At 37.1% G+C, this 8325-nt stretch carries 9 protein-coding genes, 1 pseudogene and 1 other annotated feature; of the genes and pseudogenes, 5 read left to right on the top strand and 5 right to left on the bottom strand.

The features are described 5' to 3' along the window. Nucleotides 1-115, top strand: a pseudogene (locus ACEN33_RS11350) (IS30 family transposase); the annotation flags it as partial. 50 nt (nucleotides 116-165) lie between these two features. Here ACEN33_RS11350 and ACEN33_RS11345 read toward each other — a convergent pair. From ACEN33_RS11345 to ACEN33_RS11325, 5 genes are all read right to left on the bottom strand, one after another. Then, nucleotides 166-492, bottom strand: coding sequence for a DUF6442 family protein (locus tag ACEN33_RS11345; protein WP_407094114.1), 327 nt, complete (start codon nucleotides 490-492; stop codon nucleotides 166-168). A 152-nt stretch (nucleotides 493-644) separates the two neighbouring features. Next, nucleotides 645-1133, bottom strand: a complete 489-nt coding sequence (locus tag ACEN33_RS11340) for a hypothetical protein (RefSeq protein WP_407095138.1) — start codon at nucleotides 1131-1133, stop codon at nucleotides 645-647. Continuing rightward, nucleotides 1123-1932, bottom strand: a complete 810-nt coding sequence (locus ACEN33_RS11335) for a DUF3100 domain-containing protein (protein ID WP_197104260.1) — start codon at nucleotides 1930-1932, stop codon at nucleotides 1123-1125. The genes ACEN33_RS11340 and ACEN33_RS11335 overlap by 11 nt, the downstream gene beginning before the upstream one ends. Then, nucleotides 1922-3199, bottom strand: coding sequence for a M20/M25/M40 family metallo-hydrolase (locus ACEN33_RS11330; RefSeq protein WP_407095137.1), 1278 nt, complete (start codon nucleotides 3197-3199; stop codon nucleotides 1922-1924). The genes ACEN33_RS11335 and ACEN33_RS11330 overlap by 11 nt, the downstream gene beginning before the upstream one ends. Before the next feature lie 168 nt (nucleotides 3200-3367). Continuing rightward, entirely contained in the window at nucleotides 3368-3691 is a 324-nt protein-coding gene (locus ACEN33_RS11325) for a rhodanese-like domain-containing protein (RefSeq protein ID WP_407095136.1), read from the bottom strand. Nucleotides 3692-4043: 352 nt separating this feature from the next. On the opposite strand from ACEN33_RS11325, the gene ACEN33_RS11320 reads away from it, so the two are divergent. The 4 genes from ACEN33_RS11320 to ACEN33_RS11305 all read left to right on the top strand — a co-directional run bounded on the left by ACEN33_RS11320 (nucleotide 4044) and on the right by ACEN33_RS11305 (nucleotide 8162). Then, nucleotides 4044-4517 carry a GNAT family N-acetyltransferase gene (locus ACEN33_RS11320; RefSeq protein ID WP_407095135.1) on the top strand — a complete coding sequence of 158 codons (474 nt, stop codon included), beginning with the start codon at nucleotides 4044-4046 and terminating at the stop codon, nucleotides 4515-4517. A 131-nt stretch (nucleotides 4518-4648) separates the two neighbouring features. Then, nucleotides 4649-4875: a binding site (T-box leader), on the top strand. A 54-nt stretch (nucleotides 4876-4929) separates the two neighbouring features. Continuing rightward, nucleotides 4930-5856, top strand: coding sequence for a homoserine O-succinyltransferase (metA, locus tag ACEN33_RS11315; RefSeq protein ID WP_407090478.1), 927 nt, complete (start codon nucleotides 4930-4932; stop codon nucleotides 5854-5856). Between the two features lies 1 nt (nucleotide 5857). After that, nucleotides 5858-6946, top strand: a complete 1089-nt coding sequence (locus ACEN33_RS11310) for an aminotransferase class I/II-fold pyridoxal phosphate-dependent enzyme (protein ID WP_407095134.1) — start codon at nucleotides 5858-5860, stop codon at nucleotides 6944-6946. A gap of 40 nt (nucleotides 6947-6986) precedes the next feature. Beyond that, nucleotides 6987-8162 (top strand): MalY/PatB family protein, encoded by a 1176-nt coding sequence (locus ACEN33_RS11305; protein ID WP_407090480.1) that lies wholly within the window; start codon nucleotides 6987-6989, stop codon nucleotides 8160-8162. The last annotated feature ends 163 nt before the right edge of the window (nucleotides 8163-8325 follow it).

Here is an 8325-nt window from a genome sequence, read left to right as displayed (position 1 = left end):
GTCATCGATTGCACACAAACGGAACACGATTCCACGGAAATCCTTACACTACCGAACACCGTTGGAAGTATTTTTGAGTTACTTAGATGAAGCAGTTTTGTCTAGCTTAATTTGACAAATCAAAATATTAATTCATCATCCATAGATGGTCACCACTTTATTGGACTAGAAACTTATAATATTCAGATGGCTTAGAAATTGATATAGAAATAAGAGGCTGGTACAGCTAAAGGTAAGGGTGAAAAAGATAGTGGTTTTAGTCTTATTTCTAATTAATTGATAGGCGAAGTTAGATAAGCATGTAAACTGTGAAAGTAAAGCAATGGCTAATCTGCCTTCTAAATCAAGCGGTGTAAAGTGTGAGATAACAATCCAAGAGAAAATTAATACACCGATTGAAAAGTCAGCTCCTTGTAATTTAAGTTGTTGGCCTCGCTCATCCGATAATTCATTTTCTTTGCGACTTTTTGTTAATATTTCTTCTTTGTTCATATTAACACTCCTCTAAGATAAGTTGACAAGTATACTTGGCATGACTATGTAGAACACCTGCCAAGTATGCTTGTCAACCCTCGGTGCAAGAATAGCCGCAAAGCCCACTCTTCTAGGAGAAACAAGCTTCACGGCTATTTATATATCAAGAATTATCCTGCAATCGATAACTCAAATTGTGCCACGATTGTTGTTAATAAGTAAGCACCTGAGAAGACAAAAATCGCTACGATTAATATTTTCCAAGATGTCTTAGTCAAGTCAACTAATTGGTTGGCTACTGAGATACCCGCAAAAGCCAATACCGGTGTTGTGATCGATAAGAAATCAACTGCCAGTATCGCTTCAACAATAAAGTTACTCATTAAACAAAAGACAATTGAAACAATCGATACCCAACCTAAGATCGGGAAGTCTTGAATGAACTGAACTTTGATTTTTTTCGTTAGATCAGAGATCAAAATACCTAACATACTGAACAGCCATAAGAAGCCAAGGCTGACAAAAGTGAGTGCTTGAATAGGTGTTGAGTCAGGATTTTTCCATAATTTTACTTGTTGTGTAAATAAGATAAATACTAAACTTAAGACAATAACCAGTCCAAAGTGAGCATATTTATTTAAACTTTTATTATTTTCCATGATCGTAGTTATCTCCTCTAGTTAAAGTGTTATACATAAAGCGTTGTAGTGGGATGGCTAAGAAGACCATTGTGTAAGTTCCTAAGAAACTGGTTAACAATTGACTAGCAGAGGCATAAGCTAAGATGATTTCTTCACTTTCCGGACGAAGTGCGGCAACAGCTGAAGCAGCTGCTGTCATCATTGAAGCAGAACCCATTCCTGCAGCCATGCCTAACGCACGAACATCAAAACCAAAGTTTAGTAACAAAGGTGCAAATAAACTGAAGAAAATAGAACCGAATAATGTTCCGATTAAGTACATTGAAAGAACTCCACGGCCTTCGGCTGACTCGAGCGTGTATTTTTCAGTAATATAAGCTAATTCCCCTTCACGGCTTAACCCAAGCGTAGCACCGATCGCTGTACGTTTAAGTCCTAACATTAATGCAATAGGTAGAGCGAATAAAATCGTACCTAGGTTCCCGATTTCTTGGAATAGGAACACCCAACCAACAGATAGAATTTCAGTAATTTGAGGGGCAACACTTGCGCCGTAATAAGCCATTAATGGCAACATAATGAATAAAAGGTTTTTTGATGCGAATTGCACATTTTCATCACTATATACTTTTTTGAAAATCCCTTTTCGAAAAGCTGGAACAGCAAAAATCATCCCGAAAAAGACCGCAAAAACAAGTGGTAAAATGGATACAGAAAATGAACCAAAGCTAATACTTTGGAAACCAATTATTTCAGCTAAGAAAATAACAACAAAAGCAAAGCAAATTAAGTAAAGTAGATGTTTCTTATTTTTCATTCGATTCTCCTTGAGTGATAGTTTGGATATAGCTTTCATATTCTTTATAAGAACGGCTGTATAGTTGGTTTTTATCGATACGGCCGTTCATTTTATTTAAGACACTAATTAAAAATTCTGGAAATTCTTGAAGAACAAATTCGTCATCAACCATGCGTAGATCATCACCATGAATGACACCAGTGAAACCGCCATAACTAATTTGAATACTAGGCATCATAAATGATAAATCGCCAATATCTCCAGCAGCAGCAACGGCACCGCGGTCGTCAATCCATTTTGTAATCGTATCTTGTTCTTTGAACGCTTCCGCAACGAAGGTTGATAAATAACGATCTTGTACAAATGGTAAGTAACCCATCTGAGTTTGTATCTCAACATCACCTTCCAATGAATAAGCGCTCCCTTTAGCCACTTTATCCATGCGTTCTGCTACGGTTTTTATATAATCAACTGAGATTGTGCGTAAATCCGTTCCAACTTGTACTTGATTCGGAATGACATTCGTTGAGAAGCTTCCATGATCAATGACCGGGTTAATACGTACGTATAGATCCTCGCGTAATTGTTGACGCATTAAGCCTAAACCAGTATTGAATAAGGTCGACATGCTGTAAGCATTGATTCCACTGAACGGGTCCCAACCAGCATGAGTTGCTTTCCCTTTGAAATTATAATGTTTATATAAAAATCCAGCTAAGTCACAATTAATCTCGACCGTCTTCTCTTCTTCACCACCGATTGTATGAACACACATCGCAAAGTCAACATCATCAAAGACGCCCAACTTCATTGCTTCAGGTTTTCCACCCAAATAAGTGATCGTCCCTTCGTCGATTAATTGTTGGCGGTATTCTAAATCAATAAATTCTTCCGCAGGAACGAAGACAAAAGCAATATTAAAGTCAAAATCTTTGTAACGTTCACCTTCTGTTAAGTAACCATAGAGTGATAAAGCAGTTGTCACTTGAGTAAAGTGACCACATGCATGTGCCGCTCCTGATTGCGAATCAGCTTGGAAGTGACTCGGAACACGAACCGCATCCAATTCTGCAATGAATGCCACTGTTATATCCTGTTGGTGATTTAAATCAACGCGTATACCTGTCGTTGAAAAATACTCAATCACTTGATCTGGATTTGTCTCAGTAATAAAGTCTTCCACCGTTTTCATAGTCCGGAATTCTTTATAACCTAATTCTGGATGAGTAAAGATGTCGTCTGAGATAGCTTTCATCCTTTTAAAATTTTCTTTGAAATAATTCAATGATAAAACTCCTTATAAAATATTTACCAAATGAATATACCATAAAGAAATGAATATTTATACAAATCACAAACATTAAACTGCCTACCATCAGAAATGTTCGTTTATTTTTAATCAACAAAAAACTCTACTGAATTTGGTAGAGTGATTAATTTTATATAAATGTGATTAAAGTAAAGTCGTAAAATCATTCGATTGCTCAAGCTCTCCTGGCCAACTTTGAATACCACCGTCAACACGCACTGTTTTAAAACCATGTTCACTTAAGAATTGGCAGGCTTTTTCTGACCGTATGCCACTTTTACAGATGACATAATAAGTTTCATCTTCGTTCAAAGCTTCCGTATGCTTAGATAAATAATCTAGAGGAATATTTACAGAATTAGGAACACGTTCGATTTCATACTCATCTGTATTTCGAACGTCTAAAATAATTAACGATTCAGCCTGCGATTTATTATAAAACGAAGCGATATCAATATTACTATGCATTGTTATAAAATGCCTCCATTTGTTCAAGTTAATACATTAAATGCTAGCATATACTCATTGAAATAACAATTTAAGAATTCTTTAGAAATGATGTTTTGAAAATCTAACCTTAAGGAGCGTCGTGAAGTGGCTCGACACTCCGTAAATCGGCTTGCGGTACGTCGCGACTGCCCACGACACTCCGCAAATCAAAATGCGGTACGTCGCGACGCCGCACGACGCTCCGAACCACCCAACTCCACCCGATAACTAGGCGTTTCATAATAAATTTGCTAATATATAAACTAAGAAACACCACTCAATGCGCTTCCAAACTAAGAGCGTACATGATTTGGCTAGAGGAGATGAAAAAATGCACCATATTGGAACAAAAGAAATAGAAACGGATCGACTTTTACTCAGACGATTTACAAAAGCAGATGCTCAAGCTGTTTATACAAACTATGCAAGAGATGATCTAGCAACTAAATACTTAACTTGGCCGAGCCACCAGGATGTTTCAGTTACTGAAGCGCTGGGAGACATTACTGCTAGCATTCCCCATGAATTTGAAAAAATAGATGCATGCGAGATTGGTTACGTCTTAAGTCCCAAACTTTGGGGTCAAGGTTACATGAGTGAAGCGATGAAGGCTGTAACGAAATATTTATTAAAAGAAGCAGGCTTTAACCGTGTCATTGCTAGGCACGACGTGGCCAATCCAGCTTCAGGAAAAGTCATGCAGAAGGCTGGTTTACAATTCGAGGGAATCCATCGCCAAGGCAGTTTAAATAATTCAGGGATTATTGATACAGCCCAGTACGCCATTTTAAAAGAAGATATATAGTAGAACGTATCATAAAAATATCGTCAGCATTTAATAAAAAAATGTATTAATGACTATTCTTTAAACCAGTATTGAGTTGACTTTAATTAAAGACTTCGTTAAAATGTTAATTAATGATGAGAATTTAAAGATAAAAATCGACGAAGAGAAGAGTAGCAAATTGACTTTGTTTAAGAGAGCCCGGCTGGTGTGAAAGGGCACAAAAAAATTTGTGAAGATGAACTCTGAGTATTAGCTAAGTGAAAGCTTTTCTAACGGTAGCAACCGATACCTTGCCAACGTTTATATAGACGTATTAAGGCACTTATTGTGAGATAAGTGTAAATTTGGGTGGTAACACGATATTGTCGTCCCTAATCAGAGAGCTGATTAGGGGCGATTTTTTTATTTTAAAAAAGAAAGGAAGTTGAGTATGCCAATTAAAATTGTTGAAGGATTACCCATACGCAAGGAATTAAAGAGAGAACAAATAGTGACAATGGATGAGAGCACGGCACGTACTCAAGACATTCGTCCCCTTAAAATACTCATTCTTAATCTCATGCCTAAAAAAGAAACGACAGAACTGCAATTATTGCGATTATTAGGTAATACACCGCTTCAAATAGAAGTAGATTTAATGTATACAGCAACTTACGAAGCGTCCAATACACCGATCAGTCACTTAAATCAATATTACAAAACGTTTGATGAAATTAAAGACCAACAATATGATGGGCTTATTATTACAGGCGCTCCTGTAGAGCAATATGAATATAATGAAGTCAATTATATTGATGAGCTGAAGATAATATTAGATTGGTCTCAAAAAAATGTCTTTTCTCGATTATTTATTTGTTGGGGAGCTCAATATGCTTTAAATTATTTTTACGGCATCAACAGTTATAAACTTGAACAAAAGTTATTTGGCATTTATGAATATGACGTATTAGAAGCAGAACATCCCTTACTTCGTGGTTTTAACGACACATATCAAGTGCCACAATCACGTCATACTTCAATTTCTATTGAGACCATACAAGCTCAAAAAGCATTGAAAGTCGCTACAAAACATCCAAAATTTGGACCAGATATTATTACAACAACCGACAATCTAGACATATATTTATTAGGGCACTTGGAATATGACCGAGAAACATTACATCAGGAATATCAACGCGATAAGGAGGCAGGAAGTAAAATAGCTCTACCAGAAAATTATTATCCAGGAGTCGATGATTCGAAAATGCCAAAATTTACGTGGAAAAGCAATGCCTTTCTTCTATACAATAATTGGCTTAATGAGGTTTACCAACATACCTATTATAATTTGGAAGATATTTTAAAGGAGGATAAATAAAATGACAACACACATCAATACTAAACTTGTCCAATTAGGAAATCGAAAAGATCCATCAACAGGAGCCGTCGTTGCTCCTATCCACTTAGCGACAACTTACGCTCATCCAGGTTTAGGGCAAAGTACCGGATATGATTATACACGAACGAATAACCCAACCCGAGATATCTTAGAAGAGGGCTTAGCAGCTTTAGAAGGTGGCGAGAGAGCGGTCGTTACAAGTTCAGGCATGAGCGCGATTCAATTGGCTTTTCAACTTTTTAAAAAAGGTAGTCATTTTTTAGTTTTACGCGATTTATACGGTGGAAGCTTCCGATACTTTGAGCACCTTGAAGCAGAGAATTTAGCACAATTTACTTACTTCGAAACCGAAGCAGACTTTGAAAAACTAATCAGCGATGACATATCAGGGGTATTCATTGAAACACCGACAAATCCATTAATGCAAGAGGTTGATATTCAACGCATCGCAGATTTAACGCATCAACATGGTGCACTATTACTCGTGGATAATACTTTATTAACGCCACTTCGCCAAAGACCCTTAGAATTAGGTGCAGACATTGTACTTTATTCAGGAACAAAATATTTAACGGGACATAATGATATCTTAGCTGGAGTGGTCGTTACAAATGATAAAGGTATGGGTGAAAAGTTAGGCTGGTTATCTAATACAACCGGTCCTACTTTATCAGCCTTTGACTGTTGGTTGTTTATTCGTAGTTTGAAAACTTTACCGATTCGATTAGACCGACAAGAAGCAACTGCGCAAGAAATTGTGACCTGGTTAAAGCAGCAGGAACAAGTTAAAGATGTGTTATATGCTGGAAAAGGTGCCATGATAAGCATCCGCTTAAAAGGTGAAGCGAAAGTGGGACCATTCTTAGAGAAGTTACAAGTATTTACATATGCCGAAAGTTTAGGTGGGGTTGAAAGTTTAATTACATATCCAACAACACAAACACATGCAGACATACCAAAAGAATTGCGTGAATCCTATGGCTTAACGCCTGATTTATTAAGGTTGTCTATTGGTTTAGAAAATTCTTCCGATTTAATTCAAGACTTAGAAGTTGCTTTGAAGGAGTAAAAGTGATTAGATGATTTTAGAAGAAAGAAGGTAGATGTGAGTGGAAATTGAAGAGTTTGTAGAAAAGTATTATGTTGAGCGTCAACATACAAATTCATTAAAATGGGACCTATTAGAAGAACGCTTTGGTCAAGCAGATTTACTCCCTTTATGGGTCGCTGATATGGACTTTAAGGTGAGTCAAGCTATTACAAAAACATTAAAAGATCGAATATTACATGGTGTTTATGGTTATACATTTGCTGGTAAATCATATTATCAAGCATATAATAACTGGATGGAAACGTATTTCTCTTTCCCGATAAAAGAAGAATGGGTTCGCTTTTCAACAGGTGCCGTTCAAGCGATTTACCACCTATTGTACACATTCACCGATGAAAATGATTCAGTGATTATTCAATCACCTGTTTATTATCCTTTTAGTGACGCGGTTAAAGATACAAATCGTCGATTAGTCAATGTCGACCTAGTGAATAACGATGGATATTTCACCATTGATTTTGAACGGTTTGAACAGGCAATTATCGGTCAATCGGTGAAATTATACATCCATTGTTCACCGCATAATCCAGTTGGACGAGTGTGGACAGAAGAAGAGCAAGCGAAGTTGTTCGCCATTTGCCAAAAGCACAATGTGTTAATTATCTCTGATGAAATTCATCAAGACTTTACTTTTGAACATGAACATATCCCAGCAGCAAATGTTTCTGAAGGAGTTCACCGCCCACGAGTTATTACTGTAAACTCAGCGTCTAAATCCTTTAACATCGCTGGTTTAACCCATTGTAATATCGTAATCACAGACGATGAGTTGCGTCAAAAATATGATGATTTCGCAAATTCCATGATTAAAACAGAAGCGAATATTATGGGGCTATTTGCTTCCGAGGCTGCTTATGTGGATGGTATGGATTGGATGGCCTCATTGAAGAATGTCATTTACCATAATTATGAAATCGTCCGCGATTACTTCACAAAATTCGCACCAGAAATAACAGTATCACCACTCGAAGGGACATATTTAGTGTTTGTAGATTTACGCAAAGTAGTAAAAAGTGATGAGATGGTCGAATTCATTCAGGAAAAATGCGGGCTCGCAGTGGATTACGGAGAATGGTTTGGTGAAGGTTACGAAGGTTTTATTCGTTTAAATCTTGCGACAAAACCAGAAAATATCGAAAAAGCTGTCCAAACAATTGTTGAACAGCTAGGATAATGCAAAATAAGACCTTCCGTCAGTGAAGGTCTTTTATTATGTGCGCCCGGCATGGGCGATAACTTGGTGGTGAAAGTCCACTACAGACTTGGCAGTAGGAACTGTTAGCTAAAGGCAAGGGTGTCCACCGTGAGGTGGAATCTGAAGGAAGCCGGAGGCAAAC

Source organism: Ruoffia sp. FAM 24228 (assembly GCF_045528575.1).
GTDB lineage: Bacteria > Bacillota > Bacilli > Lactobacillales > Aerococcaceae > Ruoffia > Ruoffia halotolerans.
Note: the sequence above shows the minus strand (reverse complement) of the source record. Positions and strands in the feature narration are given on the sequence as shown.